Origin of the sequence: Rahnella sp. RcJ3 (genome assembly GCF_009498575.1) — a bacterium.
GTDB classification, from domain to species: domain Bacteria; phylum Pseudomonadota; class Gammaproteobacteria; order Enterobacterales; family Enterobacteriaceae; genus Rahnella; species Rahnella aceris.
Map to the genome: position 1 here is coordinate 33,134 of NZ_QSNX01000002.1, position 13,122 is coordinate 46,255.

Sequence of the window (13,122 nt, forward strand, 5' to 3'; positions counted from 1 at the left end):
TATACAAACCCTGATCAAAAACCGGCGGCGCTGCCGTTGCTGCGCGGGTCGGAGGCACCTTCGAACATGCCGTTGGTATGGCGAACGATGGCACCGGCGTGACCGACGGCTTCACTGAAATCCGGCAACAGTTCGACGTCGTGACCACGCTGCCTCAGCCCGGCCAGCGTCGGATAGGCAAAACGGCCTTCGAGTTTCAGTGAATCCGAACTCTCGCCCCAGGTACGGCCAAGCAGCCAGCGCGGGCCGCTGATCGCCTGTTGCAACGATTGCCCCTGTACTACATGGCGGATAAACACGGCGGCCTGCGTCTGCGGCTGGCCGTCACCCCCCATCGAGCCGTAAACCATGGTGCGCCCGTCGTATAAGCGTGCGGCGGCAGGATTGAGGGTATGGAACGGTTGCTTGCCCGGTGCCAGCGCCAGTAAATGGCTGGCGTCGAGGCTGAAGGACGCGCCGCGGTTTTGCCACAACACGCCGCTGCCCGGCAGCACCACGCCACTGCCGAACTCGTGATAAATGCTCTGGATAAAAGAAACCGCCAGCCCGCTGCTGTCCATCACGCCCATCCAGACGGTATCGCCTGGCCCTTTACCTTTACCCCAGTCGGCGGCGCTGTGTGGTTTGATGCGGGTCGCAAGAGCATCGAGATACTGTGGATCCAGCAGTTCCTGTGCATCCTGCGTCATCATGCGCGGATCGGTGATAAAGCGATCGCGCAGACCGAACGCCAGTTTGGTGGCTTCCACCACGCTGTGAATGGTGGCACTTTCGTCCATGGTTTCCAGCGGCAAACGGTCAGTCAGGCCGAGGATCGCCAGCGAAACCAGCCCCTGCGTCGGGGGTGTCAGGTTGTAGATTTCGCCTTTACTGTGTTTGAGCCGCAACGGCACACGGCGCTGTGGCCTGTAAGCCGCGAGATCAGCGCGGGTCACCGGCATGCCGAGCTTTTCCATGTCGGCGGCCATATTGTCGGCCAGCTCACCGCGATAGAAACTGTTCAGCCCGTCCTCGCACAGCATCGATAACGTCTGCGCCAGTTGCGGCTGAGTGAAGCGGTTTCCGGCGCGGGGCACATCGCCGTTAGGCAGAAAAACATCGGCAAAGCTGCGGAAATCTTTCAGTTCGTGTTGCTTGGCGCGGGTCGCCGCTTCCTGCGATGCTGTCACCGGAATACCATCAGCGGCATAACGGATGGCGTCACGCAGCAGGCGGGAGAGCGGTTTTTGCTCGCCGCCAAATTCAGCCGACACATTCAGCGCTTCCTGCCAGCCGCCGACGGTGCCCGCTACCGTCAGCGCGGCTTTCGGGCCACGGTGCGGAATGTGCGTTTCACCGGCGTAGAAATCGAGAGAGGCGAGGGAGCCTGCGGCACCGCTGGCGTCTATCGCCACCGGATTGCCCTGCGGCGGCACGATCAGCCAGAAGCCATCGCCCCCCAGCCCGTTCATGTGCGGATAGACCACGGCAATCGTCGCGGCCGCAGCCACCATGGCTTCGATGGCATTGCCACCTTCGCGCAATACCGCAAGCGCACTCTGGCTCGCCAGATGATGAGGTGTGACCGCCATGCCCAGCGGTGCGCTGTTACTGTTAATCATGCGATGTCCTTTTTAGAAGCGCTTTTTATGCTGCCCGTGCTTGCAGGGTTGTGGGCGCGTAGGGATAAAGTTAAGCAAGAGGTGTTCCACATCGGCAAAACCTTGCAGCTTTAGCGCTAATTTATCTTGCATTGGCAAGCATAGTGCATGGTATGTTCCGCTGATTTACTGAAACATTGGTTACAAAAGGGCCAGAGATGAAACAGATTGATGAGCGTCTGCGTGACCATTACGCAGAACTGACGCCGCAGGAACAGCGGGTGGCCGACTTTATTTTTGCCAGTATTGACGACCTGATGAGCTATAACAGCGCCGAACTGGCGCGGCTTAGCGGCGTATCGAAAGCCACGGTCAGCCGCCTGTTCAAACGCCTCGGTTACCCGAGCTACCGCGATATGCGCGATGAAATGCGCACCCTGCGCCAGAGCGGGATGCCGCTGACCGACAGCCGCGACGCAGTGCAAGGTAACACCTTGTTATCACGGCACTATAAACAGGAAATGGCCAACCTGACGCAGTGGATTAACCAGATTGATGGCACCCAGTTCGGTGCGCTGATCGCCGCCCTGAATCAGGCGCGGCAAGTACGTTTGCTGGGTTTTCGTAACAGTTACCCGGTGGCGCTGCACCTGCGTCAGCAACTGATTCAGGTGCGCGCTGGCGTGATGATAATGCCGCAGCCGGGGCAAACGCTGGCGGAAGAACTGGTGGATCTTACCGCGCAGGACGTGGTGATATTCGTCGCTTTCCGCCGCAGGCCGCGCATGGCGAAGGCAATTCTGATGCAGTTACAGTCACTTGGCGTGCCGGTGTTGCTGATTTGCGAGCCGCAGGCGCAGACACTTATCCCGCTGGCAACCTGGCATCTGGCTGCTCCGCTCGACAGCGTATCGGCGTTCGACAGTTATTCTTCTGCCATGAGTCTGGCGAATTTGCTCAGCAATGCATTGCTGCACGATATGCTCGCTTCAGGCCGCCAGCGTATTCATCAGATAAGCGATTTGTATAACGATCTGGATGAGCTGGAGCAGCGCTGATTCCCGTTTGAAGAACAAATCGGGCGCTTTTCTGGTGCTTGCGCACAATTTCAGTGCATCATATTTTTCATTGGTTCACGCTTTTTGCCCTGATTCAGGGCAAAAAAACCTCTTCTGATCGCGCCTCTCATTGTCTAATTCCTTGTCATACCGTGACTTTGTGCACAATTTTTCTGCTGCACGGCTTTTGGCACATTCGTTGCAAAGCTATAAACATAAGAATCTATCGTTCCAAAAACCTTTCACCGGAGATAATCTATGAACATGAACAAATGGCTGTTGGCATGGGCAGGTGCGGCAATGCTGGTGCTTCAGGCATCCAGCGTAATGGCGGATCAGTTGCAGGATATTCAGAAACGTGGCGTGCTGCGTGTGGCTGTTCCTCAGGATTTCCCGCCGTTTGGTTCGGTGAGCAAGGATTTGCAGCCGGAAGGTTATGACATCGATATGGCGCATTATCTGGCCGATAAGATGAAACTTAAGTTGCAACTGGTGCCGGTCACCAGCGCCAACCGCGTGCCTTATCTGCAAACGGATAAAGTCGATCTGGTGATTTCAAGCCTGGGTAAAAACGCTGAGCGCGAAAAAGTCATCGACTTCAGCAACGCTTACGCACCGTTCTTCCTCGGCGTGTTTGGTGCCCAGGGTGACAAACTGTCCGACCTGAAAGAACTGTCCGGTAAAACCATCGGCGTGACCCGTGGCGCGGTGGAAGATCTGGCACTGACCGGCGTGGCACCGAAAGATGCCAAAATTCAGCGGTATGAAGACAACAACACCACGCTGTCTGCATACCTTTCCGGCCAGGTGGAATACATCGCTACCGGCAACCTGGTGGTCGCCGCGATTGCCCGCATGAACCCGGCCAAAGCACCGGTTTCGAAAGTCATGCTGAAAGATTCACCATGCTACGTCGGTCTGCGTAAAGACGAACCCGCGCTGAAAGACAAAGTGAATGAACTGATCGCCGAAGGCATCAAAGACAAGACGCTGAATACACTGTCTGAAAAATGGATGAAGGCACCGCTGCCAGCGTCCATCGGCGCGTGATCAGAGGCCTGACGGAGATCTTTCATGACCTATCAGCTTAACTTTAGCGCGCTATGGCCTTATATGCCGGAACTGCTGGCCGGTTTATGGACCACCATTGAGCTGACGGTAATGGCAACGGTTGGCGGTGTCGCAATAGGGATTTGCGGCGCGGCCATCCGCTGCGGCAACCATAAAACCCTGCGTGCGGTCTGGGGCGTGTATGTCGAAGCCATCCGTAATACGCCGTTTGTGGTGCAGCTGTTTTTCATTGTCTTTGGCCTGCCAGCCATTGGCCTGAAAATGACTGCCGGTGAAGCGGCGCTGCTGGCGATGCTGATTAACCTCGGCGCCTACAGCACGGAGATTATCCGCGCCGGTATTCAGGTGACGCCGAAAGGTCAGTGGGAAGCCGGGCGCGTGCTGGGATTAACCCGCAGTCAGACGTTTCTGCGCATCGTGCTGCCGCCGTCGCTGAAACGCATTTATCCGTCGCTGGTCAGCCAGTGCATTATCGTGATGCTCGGATCTTCCGTGGTATCGCAGGTGTCCTATGAAGAACTGACGTTTGCCGCGAACTTAATTCAGTCGCGCACCTTCCTCAGTTTTGAAGTGTATCTGGTCACCACGTTGTTTTATTTATTGCTGTCGGTTGCGATGCGTCAGTTGTTGCTGCTGGCCGGACGCCGTGTCTTTGGGAGTGAAAACTGATGATGACCTTCACCGACTGGGACATTGTGCGCAATCTCCTGCTGGCGGCGCGCTGGACGTTATTGTTGTCGCTGACCGCTTTTATCGGCGGCACGCTGGTGACGTTGCCGTTGCTGTTACTGCGTCTCACCAAACGCCGCTGGCCGACGCTTTTTGTCCGTCTGTATTCCGAGCTGTTTCAGGGCACGCCGCTGCTGATGCAGCTATTCCTGGCCTTCTTCGGCCTTGGGCTGTTTGGGATTAATGTCAGCCCGTGGACCGCCGCCGCGCTGGCGCTGACGCTGTATACCAGCGCTTATCTGGTGGATATCTGGAGCGGCAGTATTGCCGCATTACCGAAAGGCCAGTGGGAAGCGTCGCGCTGTCTCGGCCTGAATTTCGGCCAGACGTTATGGCGGGTGATCACCCCGCAGGCGCTGCGCATTGCTATCGCGCCGACCGTCGGGTTTTCCGTGCAGGTGGTGAAGGGGACCGCGCTGGCCTCGATTATCGGTTTTGTCGAACTGACCAAAGCCGGAACGATGCTGAACAACGTGACGTATGAGCCGTTCAAAGTGTTTGGATTAGTGGCGCTGGGCTACTTCCTGATGTGCTATCCGCTGTCCCGTTACAGCCAGCATTTAGAAAAATCATTGCGTGGAGAGAAACAGTAATGCCACTGATCACCATCAACCAGGTTCAGAAATTTTACGGTCAGAACCACGTACTGAAAGGCGTGGATCTGGATATTGACAGCGGCGAAGTGATTTCGATCATCGGCCGCAGCGGTTCAGGGAAAAGTACGCTGTTGCGCTGCATGAACGGGCTGGAAGGCTATCAGGAAGGCAGCATCAAACTCGGCGGGATGACCATTACCGACCGCGATTCTCAGGCGCGTGACATCAGCCGTTCCGTGGGCATGGTGTTCCAGAGTTTCAATCTTTTCCCGCACATGACCGCGCTGGAAAACGTCATGCTGGCGCCACGCCGCGTGCTGAAAAAGTCCGCTGCCGAATGCCGTGAACTGGCCGCGCAGATGCTGGCGAAAGTCGGTCTGGCGGATCGCATGGATTATTACCCGTCGAATCTTTCCGGCGGCCAGCAGCAACGCGTGGCGATTGCCCGTGCGCTGGCCATGAACCCGAAAGTGCTGCTGTGTGATGAAATCACCTCGGCGCTGGATCCGGAACTGGTCGGCGAAGTATTGAAAGTGCTCGAGCAACTGGCGAAAGAAGGCATGACGCTGGTGCTGGTGACACACGAAATGAATTTTGCCCGCGAAGTGGGTGACCGCGTGGTGTTTATGCATCAGGGCACCGTGTGGGAACAGGGCGAAAGCCGGGCGCTGTTTGCTAACCCGCAAACGCCGGAGTTAAAACAATTTATAGCATCCGTACGCGGCCTTACTGAGGCTACCGCAAGCTAACATCGTAAAGGATTAACTATGTCAGATTTCATCTCTCCCGGACAAATCAACCCGCCAACCCGTCTGCTGATGGGGCCGGGACCCATCAATGCCGATCCGCGCGTACTGCGGGCGATGGCGAGTCAACTGGTCGGGCAATATGATCCGGTGATGACCGGCTACATGAACGAAGTGATGGCGCTGTACCGCGCCTTGTACAAAACCGACAATCAGTGGACGTTCCTGATCGACGGCACCTCGCGCGCCGGTATCGAAGCCGTGCTGCTTTCCGGTATCCGTCCGGGCGACAAAGTGCTGGTGCCGGTGTTTGGTCGTTTCGGTCATCTGCTGTGCGAAATTGCCCGTCGTTGTCGTGCGGAAGTTCATACCCTCGAAGTGCCGTGGGGCGAAGTGTTTGATCCGCAGCAAATCGAAGATGCGATTAAATCCGTTAAACCGCGCTGGTTGCTGACCGTGCAGGGCGATACCTCCACCACCATGTTGCAGCCGCTGGAGCAACTGGGTGAAATCTGCCACCGTCACGGCGTGCTGTTCTACTCCGATGCCACGGCGTCCTTTGGCGGTAACCCGCTGGAAACCGACGCATGGGGTTTAGACGCCGTATCTGCCGGTTTGCAAAAATGCCTCGGCGGTCCGTCAGGCAGCTCGCCAGTGACCATCAGCCCGCGCTTTGAAGAACAAATCCGCCGCCGTAAATGTGTCGAGCAAGGTATCCGTACCGCCGACCATGCTGATGGCGACGACGAGATGATCTACTCCAACTATTTCGATCTGGGGATGATCATGGATTACTGGGGGCCGGAGCGTCTTAACCACCATACCGAAGCCACCAGCATGCTGTTTGCGGCGCGTGAATGCGCGCGCATCATTCTGGAAGAAGGGCTGGATACCGGCATCGCCCGTCATAAATTACACGGCGGCGCATTACTGGCAGGCATTCAGGGCATGGGGCTGGAAGTGTTCGGCGACCTGAATAACCGCATGAGCAATGTACTCGGCGTAGTCATTCCACCGGGCATCCACGGCGAACAGGTTCGCCAGATGATGCTTAATGATTTCAGCATTGAAATCGGCACCTCATTTGGTCCGCTGGCCGGGAAAATCTGGCGTATCGGCACCATGGGTTACAACGCGCGTAAAGACTGCGTGTTGCAAACGCTGGTGGCGCTTGAAGCGGTGCTCAACCGTCTCGGCTTTGCGTCAAAATACGGCGCAGGGGCGCAGGGTGCCTGGGATCATTACGCGGGAGGTCAGTAATGGCTGAAGCTTTTACGCTGGCTGCGGTTTCAGAAAGCGCAAAGCTTGCCGCTGAACGGGTGATGGCGCGTTGCGACGCACTCGCCGCCATCAGCGAAACGCCGGGACAACTGACCCGCGTCTATCTCTCGCCGGAACATTTGCAGGCTAACCGACAGGTGGGCGAGTGGATGACTGCCGCCGGGATGCGTGTCTGGCAGGACAGCGTCGGCAATATCTGCGGGCGCTATGACGGGCTGGATGCGACATCGCCGGCCATTTTGCTGGGATCACATCTCGACAGCGTGCGTAATGCCGGGCGTTACGACGGCCCGCTGGGCGTGCTGACTGCGCTGGAAGTGGTGGCGCATTTGCATCAGAACGGCATTCGTTTGCCGATGGCGGTGGAAATTGTCGGGTTCTGCGATGAGGAAGGCACACGTTTTGGCATCACGCTGCTCGGCAGTCGTGGACTGACCGGTACCTGGCCTGCGGACTGGCTGGAACGTCAGGACGCGCAGGGGATTTCGGTCGCCCAGGCGATGCGTGATGTCGGGCTGGATCCGCTGAGAATCGGCGCATCACAGCGTGCGGTCAGCGACTTTTGCGCTTACCTGGAATTGCACATCGAGCAGGGGCCGTGCCTGCAAACGGCGGATGTGCCGCTCGGCGTGGTCACGGCGATTAACGGCGCGCGTCGCCTGAATTGTGAATTTACCGGTCACGCCGGTCATGCCGGTACCGTGCCGATGGGGCAGCGTCAGGACGCGCTGACTGCCGCCGCCGAATGGACGCTGGCCATTGAAAGTATCACCACCGCCACCGGCCGCAATCTGGTGGCGACAGTGGGCACGCTGGAATGCCTGCCGGGTGCGGTGAATGTCATTCCGGGACAGGTGAAATTGTCGCTGGATGTACGCGGACCGCGTGATGATGATTTATCGGCACTGCTGGAAACGCTGCTGGCGAAGGGCCGCGATATTGCTGCACGTCGCGGGCTGACGTTTGCCGCCGAACAGTTTTATGGCATCAGCGCGACTGAATGTAACGACGGTTTACAGCATCGTCTCAGCCAGAGTGTTTTGCATTTACAGGGGCAGGCGATGTCACTGCCAAGCGGCGCAGGGCACGACGCGATTGCTATCGCTGAATGCTGGCCGGTCGGCATGTTGTTTGTGCGCTGCAAGGACGGCATCAGCCATCATCCTGATGAATCGGTCACCACCGGCGATGTAGCTTACGCGGTGCAGGCGTATATCAATACGGTGCTGAGTTTTGCTGAGGGACATTTATGACCTTTGAAGAATTCAACGCATTATCCGAATTCGAAGCGGTAGCCCTGTTACGCCCGCTGGTGAATATCCCGTCGTGGGCGAAAACCGTCAGCGATGCGCGGCCTTATGCTTCTGTGCAAGACGTATTGCACAGCGCCGGAGCGGCCTGCGAAAACTGGCAGCCGGAAGATATTACTCAGGCGCTGTCGGCGCACCCGCGTATCGGTGAACGCGCCGCCGGTGCCAGTAAAGAAGCGCAGCTTTCCCGTGGCGAACAGGCGACGCTCAATATCAGCCAGCAGGCAGTGATTGATGCACTGCACGAGGGGAATCTGCGTTATGAGCAGCGTTTCGGGCGGGTGTTTCTGATCCGCGCTAAAGGGCGCAGTTCAGGGGAGATCCTTGATAATCTGCAACGGCGGCTACAGAATTCGCCGGAGGCTGAAGATCAGGAAACGGCGCAACAACTCAAAGAAATTACCCTGCTGCGTTTAAAGGAGATATTTCAATAATGACCCGCATCACTACCCATATTCTCGATACGTCTTTAGGGCAGCCCGCGGCGAATGTGCGCGTCTGGCTGGAATGTATTGAAGGGCAGAACGTCACGATCATCAGTGAAATCCAAACCGATGCCGATGGCCGCGCCGCAAAATTAACGCCGGAACCGGCCACCTCCGGGCATTACCGGTTGTGTGCGGATATCGGCGCGTATTTCGCCGCCACCGGTCGTGAGACGCTGTATCACTCGGCGATCATTGATGTGGTGATCGACGGTGATCAGGATCATTACCATCTGCCGCTGCTGATCAGTCCGTATTCTTATTCAACGTATCGCGGCAGTTAGATCTTTCTGTCAGTCAGCCCATCAGCAGGTGCGGATGTTTAAGCCGCACGCTTTGGGTCAGCGCGGCGTGGCTGACATCGCGGTCACGGTTGCCCTGACGGACCTGTTGCAGGAACGCCATCAGCAGCGGATTTGGCCGCTCGCGGCGTGACATCAGCTCCGGCTGCCCCTGCACACCCATAAAGAACGGATGATTGTTCAGCTCAATTGCCTGCGCCTGTTCGCCACTTTCGTCATACCCTGAAACGATCAGCCCGGCGTTTTCCAGCTCAGCCAGCAAATGCGGATTCAGATAGCGGCGCTGGTTGTAGCGCAGCATAAATTCATCCCCCGTTTTATTGGCCAGCAGGCTGCCGTTGCGGGTAATGACCGGATGATTTCCCACACGCGGCTGCACGTGCTCGGCCAGTGGCAACGCGGTTTGCAGGCTGCCGAGCGTCGACGGCCCGTGCATCACCACGCGTTCCTGCCCGAGCACTTTCTGCCCCAGCGCAGTGATCATCTGATGCATACCCTGATTAATCCCTAATACCGGCGTCTGGTTTTCCAGAGCCCAGGTGGCGGTCGCCAGTTGTCCGGCCTGCGTGTCGCTGCGGGTGAGTGTCGCGCCCGGCAACATAATGCCGTCAACCTCAAACAGCGTGCAATCAAGCTGGCTGCCCAGTAACGTCGATGGCACATAGATCACATCAATGTTCATTGCCAGTGCATCGGCGGCGTCTCCCAGTGCAGCCAGCATCGCCGGATAACTGTCACGCTGCTCGGTAAAATCCCCGACCAGTGCCACACGCAGGGTTTTTCCTGCCCGCATGACCGGTTGTGAAACCGGGCCTAATGCCCAGCGGCCAAAGGCATCACGCCCCCAGCCGTTGCTGCGAATTTTGCCGGTGATGCCGTCTTCCAGCTGGAATTTATCCTGATTACGCACCACGGTTAATGATTCAATTTCAATACCCTGTTCCGCGATTTGCACTGCCAGTTCTGCGGATAACGGTTCACGCAACGGTACGACGATATCTTCTTTAAGTGCCCGATAAATCAGGGATTCAACACCGGATTCTTCACCCGCACCGCGCCCGGTCAGGCGCTCAAGCCACAGCAGTCCGCTGGTCAGTGCATGCCCTTGCGCCGTCACGTGCTGGCGGGCATTCGGGTAACGTTGCGCATCATGGCTGACGGGAAAGTGACACAGCGGCAAAGCGCGTAGCTCAGCAAGTATCGCTGCCATCGCGCCGTACAACGCAGGTTCGGGCGTGGAGTGGGCAATAAAGGTGATAGTCATCAGTGATCCTCTGTCAGATGTTTTTGCGGGGGTATTGAATGCAAGAAGTGATCCACACCGGGATGTTTTTACATGCGCTGACAAAAAGACAGGGGCAGCTCGCAAAGCGGATTTTTCGTCACACTTCATTGCTATAAAACGGCGCGCTGTTCAGACCATAACGCGCTAAGGTAGCGCCAGTTGTTCTAACCCATCATTATTGAGGAAGCATCATGTCAGCATCGCTTTATGGCAGTACGGCGGCACAATTTGTTCGTGGTTTACAAAATCTTTCAGCCTTGCTGGAAAAAGGCGCGGCATGGGCAAAGGAAAACGGAAAATCAGAAGAAGAAGTCCTGAATACCCGTCTGGCAGAAGATATGTATCCACTGGCGCGACAGGTGCAAATCACCAGTGATATGTCAAAAGGCGCAATTGCCCGTCTGGCCGGTATCGCCGCGCCTGCAATGGAAGACAATGAAGTGACATTCGCCCAGTTGCAGGAGCGCATCGCCAAAACGCTGCGTTTTATCGAAAGTGTGGATGCACAACAACTGGAAGGCGATGAATCCCGTGAGATCGTGGTGAAAGGCAGAAATCGTGAAATGAAATTTACTGCGCACAGCTATGTTACCGTGTTTGCCGTGCCGAACTTCTATTTCCACATCACCACCGCCTACAACATTCTGCGCCATCTGGGCGTGAACATCGGTAAAATGGACTTTATTGGTGGGAACTAAACAGACAGGCAGGAATTAAAAATGCCCCGGCTGAAAAGTCCGGGGCATTTTTTTAGTCATGTAACAAATAGGTATCGGCATCGCGCCAGGCGGGGAAGGTTTCGCGGTAATCCTGTAACGCTTCCAGCGACAACTCTGCGTCGATAATCATCGCCGAACCCGGCTCAGCACGCGCCAGCTCTTCCCCCTGCGGATTAATAATCAGGCTGTCACCGCTGTAGTAGTGGCCGTTGTCATCGGTGCCGACGCGGTTGCATCCGGCGACATAAGCCTGATTTTCAATCGCCCGGGCGGCGAGCAGCGTCTGCCAGTGGCGGCTGCGTGGGGCAGGCCAGTTGGCGACGTAAAGCGCCAGGTCATAATCCTGCCGGTTGCGTGAATACACCGGAAAACGCAGGTCATAGCAGACTTGCGGCAGAATACGCCAGCCTCGCCATTCCACGATTTCACGACGTTTACCCGCTACATAATAATTGTGTTCACCGGCCATGCGGAACAGGTGACGTTTATCGTAAAAATGCACCTTGCCCTGCGGTTCAACCAGCAGGAAACGGTTCACGGCGCCTTCCGTAGTGCTTAACGCCACACTGCCGCCAATCATCGCCCCGAGTTGTTTCGCCCACTGTTGCAGCCATTGCACGACACGCGATTCAGGCAGCGCACTGCCCGGTGCCTGCATGGCGAAACCGGTGGTAAACATTTCAGGAAGAACAATCAGGTCGCGGCCGGTCAGCGCACTGAGCAGGCCGTCGAAATGTGCGAGGTTCGCCTCGCCATCCAGCCACACCAGCGGCTGTTGCAATACGGACAGTTTTAAAGTTGACACAGGCGCTCCGAAGCAGCGTCCAGCGTGGCTTCCTGTTTGGCGAAGCACAGCCGGATCAGTTTATGTGGGAAAGGCGCGGCGCAGAAGACCGACATCGGAATGGCCGCTACGCCCACATGTTCAGTCAGCCAGTGGCAGAATGCAACATCGTCTAAACCGGAAACCTCGCTGTAATCGACCAGCAGAAAATAGGTGCCCTGGCTCGGTAAAACTTTCAGGCGGCTGTTCGCCAGCCCTTGCGCCAGACGGTCGCGCTTGGCCTGATAAAAGGCCGGTAATTCCTGCCAGTGTTCCGGCGCTTCACGCAGCATATCCGCCAGCGCCAGTTGAACCGGCGTGGTGACGGAGAAGGTCAGATACTGGTGCACCTTGCGCAGTTCGGCGCTGATAACCGCCGGTGCGATGCAATATCCCACGCGCCAGCCGGTCATGTGGTAAGTCTTGCCGAACGACGATACGGCAATGGCGCGCTGACGCAGCTGCGGATGTCGCAGCACGCTGGCGTGACCTTCCGGCGCAAAACAAATGTGCTCGTACACTTCATCGCTCAGCACGAAAATGTGTTTATCCGCAATGATCTGCCAAAGCTGCCCGACGTCGCTGTGGCTCCAGACGGTAGCCGACGGGTTATGCGGCGTGTTGATGATCACAAGCTTTGTGCGGTCGGTAATCTGATCGGCGAATTCCGCCCAGTTCACTTTGAATTCCGGTGGCTGCAACTGAATGCGTTTCATCACGCCGCCTGCCAGTTCTACCGCCGGGGCGTAACAGTCATAGCTCGGGTCGAAAGCAATCACTTCGTCGCCTTTCGACACCAGCGCGGTGATGGCGATATACAGCGATTCTGTCGCGCCCGCCGTGATGGTGATGTCGGTGTTGGCGTCCGGTGCATAGCCGTAAATCTGTTCAGTTTTGGTGGCAATCGCTTCACGTAGCTGCGCCGTGCCGGTCATCGGGGCGTACTGGTTCGCGCCCTGACTGACGTGATACGCCAGACGATCCCTCAGATATTGCGGGCCGTCGAAATCAGGAAACCCCTGCGACAGGTTAATGGCATTGTGTTTCTGCGCCAGCGCACTCATTTGGGTGAAAATCGTGGTGCCTAATGCAGGAAGTTTACTTTCGGGGATCAATGCTGCTGTGCTCATGGCGGGT

At 57.0% G+C, this 13,122-nt stretch carries 14 protein-coding genes; 10 read left to right on the top strand and 4 right to left on the bottom strand.

Translation table 11 applies throughout. The features are described from left to right. Positions 1-14: 14 nt before the first annotated feature. Positions 15-1,601: a gamma-glutamyltransferase family protein gene (locus tag DXU84_RS02760; protein WP_121019609.1), complete on the bottom strand. Its 1,587-nt coding sequence runs from the start codon at positions 1,599-1,601 to the stop codon at positions 15-17. Between the two features lie 197 nt (positions 1,602-1,798). Here DXU84_RS02760 and DXU84_RS02765 point away from each other — a divergent pair, with 197 nt between their 5' ends. The 9 genes from DXU84_RS02765 (at position 1,799) to uraH (ending at position 9,140) form a co-directional block, all read left to right on the top strand. Then, the gene (locus tag DXU84_RS02765; RefSeq protein ID WP_037036543.1) at positions 1,799-2,638 is read left to right on the top strand and encodes a MurR/RpiR family transcriptional regulator; all 840 of its coding nucleotides are present in this window, start codon (positions 1,799-1,801) and stop codon (positions 2,636-2,638) included. Positions 2,639-2,896: 258 nt separating this feature from the next. Beyond that, positions 2,897-3,688 (top strand): transporter substrate-binding domain-containing protein, encoded by a 792-nt coding sequence (locus tag DXU84_RS02770; RefSeq protein ID WP_153374796.1) that lies wholly within the window; start codon positions 2,897-2,899, stop codon positions 3,686-3,688. A gap of 24 nt (positions 3,689-3,712) precedes the next feature. After that, positions 3,713-4,378, top strand: coding sequence for an amino acid ABC transporter permease (locus tag DXU84_RS02775; RefSeq protein ID WP_013574264.1), 666 nt, complete (start codon positions 3,713-3,715; stop codon positions 4,376-4,378). Between the two features lie 2 nt (positions 4,379-4,380). After that, positions 4,381-5,031, top strand: a complete 651-nt coding sequence (locus DXU84_RS02780) for an amino acid ABC transporter permease (protein WP_099049209.1) — start codon at positions 4,381-4,383, stop codon at positions 5,029-5,031. Beyond that, a complete protein-coding gene (locus DXU84_RS02785) occupies positions 5,031-5,783 on the top strand; it encodes an amino acid ABC transporter ATP-binding protein (RefSeq protein ID WP_013574266.1) in 753 nt (250 codons plus the stop codon). The genes DXU84_RS02780 and DXU84_RS02785 overlap by 1 nt, the downstream gene beginning before the upstream one ends. An 18-nt stretch (positions 5,784-5,801) precedes the next feature. After that, a complete protein-coding gene (locus DXU84_RS02790) occupies positions 5,802-7,040 on the top strand; it encodes an alanine--glyoxylate aminotransferase family protein (RefSeq protein ID WP_013574267.1) in 1,239 nt (412 codons plus the stop codon). After that, complete coding sequence (gene hpxK, locus DXU84_RS02795) at positions 7,040-8,314, top strand: allantoate amidohydrolase (RefSeq protein WP_013574268.1); 1,275 nt, start codon at positions 7,040-7,042, stop codon at positions 8,312-8,314. The genes DXU84_RS02790 and hpxK overlap by 1 nt, the downstream gene beginning before the upstream one ends. Further along, the gene (uraD, locus tag DXU84_RS02800) at positions 8,311-8,805 is read left to right on the top strand and encodes a 2-oxo-4-hydroxy-4-carboxy-5-ureidoimidazoline decarboxylase (protein WP_112151326.1); all 495 of its coding nucleotides are present in this window, start codon (positions 8,311-8,313) and stop codon (positions 8,803-8,805) included. Before hpxK ends, uraD begins: the two co-directional genes overlap by 4 nt. Beyond that, the gene (uraH, locus tag DXU84_RS02805) at positions 8,805-9,140 is read left to right on the top strand and encodes a hydroxyisourate hydrolase (RefSeq protein ID WP_153374798.1); all 336 of its coding nucleotides are present in this window, start codon (positions 8,805-8,807) and stop codon (positions 9,138-9,140) included. The genes uraD and uraH overlap by 1 nt, the downstream gene beginning before the upstream one ends. A 13-nt stretch (positions 9,141-9,153) precedes the next feature. Here uraH and DXU84_RS02810 read toward each other — a convergent pair whose 3' ends face one another. Next, complete coding sequence (locus DXU84_RS02810; RefSeq protein ID WP_013574271.1) at positions 9,154-10,422, bottom strand: glutamine amidotransferase; 1,269 nt, start codon at positions 10,420-10,422, stop codon at positions 9,154-9,156. 212 nt (positions 10,423-10,634) lie between these two features. Here DXU84_RS02810 and DXU84_RS02815 point away from each other — a divergent pair, with 212 nt between their 5' ends. Further along, positions 10,635-11,141: a DUF1993 family protein gene (locus DXU84_RS02815; protein ID WP_013574272.1), complete on the top strand. Its 507-nt coding sequence runs from the start codon at positions 10,635-10,637 to the stop codon at positions 11,139-11,141. Between the two features lie 52 nt (positions 11,142-11,193). On the opposite strand, the gene DXU84_RS02820 is transcribed toward DXU84_RS02815, so the two are convergent. Further along, positions 11,194-11,967: an amidohydrolase gene (locus DXU84_RS02820; protein ID WP_112151324.1), complete on the bottom strand. Its 774-nt coding sequence runs from the start codon at positions 11,965-11,967 to the stop codon at positions 11,194-11,196. Continuing rightward, positions 11,955-13,115: a pyridoxal phosphate-dependent aminotransferase gene (locus DXU84_RS02825; protein WP_013574274.1), complete on the bottom strand. Its 1,161-nt coding sequence runs from the start codon at positions 13,113-13,115 to the stop codon at positions 11,955-11,957. Before DXU84_RS02825 ends, DXU84_RS02820 begins: the two co-directional genes overlap by 13 nt. Positions 13,116-13,122: the final 7 nt, after the last annotated feature.

What these genes read in the sequence shown, in the direction of transcription:
- DXU84_RS02760 (WP_121019609.1), bottom strand. Translation starts at nt 1,601, where the DNA reads ATGATTAACAGTAACAGCGCACCGCTGGGCATGGCGGTCACACCTCAT.
- DXU84_RS02765 (WP_037036543.1), top strand. Translation starts at nt 1,799, where the DNA reads ATGAAACAGATTGATGAGCGTCTGCGTGACCATTACGCAGAACTGACG.
- DXU84_RS02770 (WP_153374796.1), top strand. Translation starts at nt 2,897, where the DNA reads ATGAACATGAACAAATGGCTGTTGGCATGGGCAGGTGCGGCAATGCTG.
- DXU84_RS02775 (WP_013574264.1), top strand. Translation starts at nt 3,713, where the DNA reads ATGACCTATCAGCTTAACTTTAGCGCGCTATGGCCTTATATGCCGGAA.
- DXU84_RS02780 (WP_099049209.1), top strand. Translation starts at nt 4,381, where the DNA reads ATGACCTTCACCGACTGGGACATTGTGCGCAATCTCCTGCTGGCGGCG.
- DXU84_RS02785 (WP_013574266.1), top strand. Translation starts at nt 5,031, where the DNA reads ATGCCACTGATCACCATCAACCAGGTTCAGAAATTTTACGGTCAGAAC.
- DXU84_RS02790 (WP_013574267.1), top strand. Translation starts at nt 5,802, where the DNA reads ATGTCAGATTTCATCTCTCCCGGACAAATCAACCCGCCAACCCGTCTG.
- hpxK (WP_013574268.1), top strand. Translation starts at nt 7,040, where the DNA reads ATGGCTGAAGCTTTTACGCTGGCTGCGGTTTCAGAAAGCGCAAAGCTT.
- uraD (WP_112151326.1), top strand. Translation starts at nt 8,311, where the DNA reads ATGACCTTTGAAGAATTCAACGCATTATCCGAATTCGAAGCGGTAGCC.
- uraH (WP_153374798.1), top strand. Translation starts at nt 8,805, where the DNA reads ATGACCCGCATCACTACCCATATTCTCGATACGTCTTTAGGGCAGCCC.
- DXU84_RS02810 (WP_013574271.1), bottom strand. Translation starts at nt 10,422, where the DNA reads ATGACTATCACCTTTATTGCCCACTCCACGCCCGAACCTGCGTTGTAC.
- DXU84_RS02815 (WP_013574272.1), top strand. Translation starts at nt 10,635, where the DNA reads ATGTCAGCATCGCTTTATGGCAGTACGGCGGCACAATTTGTTCGTGGT.
- DXU84_RS02825 (WP_013574274.1), bottom strand. Translation starts at nt 13,115, where the DNA reads ATGAGCACAGCAGCATTGATCCCCGAAAGTAAACTTCCTGCATTAGGC.